At 75.3% G+C, this 1,092-nt stretch carries 2 protein-coding genes; both read right to left on the bottom strand.

What is annotated here, in order from left to right:
* Positions 1-427: response regulator (locus AOK22_RS32080; protein WP_157872334.1), on the bottom strand; the 427-nt coding region annotated here is incomplete at its 3' end.
* The coding region (locus AOK22_RS32075; protein ID WP_244165192.1) for a sensor histidine kinase at positions 385-1,092 on the bottom strand (708 nt) is incomplete at its 5' end. The genes AOK22_RS32075 and AOK22_RS32080, both read right to left, overlap by 43 nt.

Here is a 1,092-nt window from a genome sequence, read left to right as displayed (position 1 = left end):
CCGTGCCGCCCTCCGCGACCCGCGTGAGCCCCTCCACGAACTGCTCGACCTGGCCCACCCGGTCCTTGAGCAGATAACCGACGCCGGTGCCGTCACCGCTGTCCAACAGCTCCGCCGCGTACGACCGTTGGACGTACTGGCTGAGCACCAGCACGGGCAGCGTCGGGCGGCGCTGCCGGAGCGCGACCGCCGCCTTCAGCCCCTCGTCCTGGAACCCGGGCGGCATCCGCACGTCGGTCACCACGATGTCCGGTTCGTACGCCGACACCGCGTCGCGCAGCGCGTCCGCGTCGCCCACCGCGGCGACGGTCTCGTGCCCGAAGCGGGCGAGCAGGCCGATGAGCCCTTCCCGCAGCAGCACGCTGTCCTCGGCGAGGACGACTCTCAGACTTCGGCGGTCGCTTCCGCCGGGGCTTCGGCTGTGCACGGGATCTCCACGGACAGGACGGTCGGGCCGCCGGGCGGGCTGGTGAGCGTCAGTGTGCCATCGAGCACCGCGAGCCGGTCCGCGAGCCCGGTCAGGCCCGTGCCGCGGGCCGGTTCCGCGCCGCCCCGGCCGTCGTCGCGCACCTCGACGCGGAGCACTCCGCCGGTGTGCGCGGCGGTGACGCGGGCGCGGGTGGCCCCGCTGTGCCGGTCGACGTTCGCGAGGGCCTCGCGGACCGCGAAGTACCCGGCGGACTCGACGGCTTCGGGCAGTCTCGGCAGCGCGAGGTCCGCCTCCACGGGGACGGCGCAGCGGTCCGCCGCGTCCTCGACGGCGGTGGCCAGGCCGTGGTCGGTAAGCACCTGCGGGTGGATGCCCCGGATCAGCTCGCGCAGCTCGGCCAGGACGCGGCCCGCCTCGTCGTGGGCGCTCGCGAGACGCTCGGCGAGCGGGCTGTCCTGGGGTACGTCGAGCCGGGCGAGGCCGAGGCTCATGGTGAGGGCGACGAGCCGCTGCTGCGCCCCGTCGTGCAAGTCCCGCTCGATCCTGCGGCGTTCGGCCTCGAAGGCGTCGACCAGGCGGGCCCTGGACTTCGTCACCTCGGCGAGGCTGGCGGCGAGTTCGGACTCGCGGGGCGCGAGCAGGAGGCGGGCGAGGGCGGCGCG

The organism is Streptomyces silaceus, assembly GCF_001419745.1.
Classification (GTDB): domain Bacteria; phylum Actinomycetota; class Actinomycetes; order Streptomycetales; family Streptomycetaceae; genus Streptomyces; species Streptomyces silaceus.
This window is presented reverse-complemented; position numbering and strand designations above follow the sequence as displayed.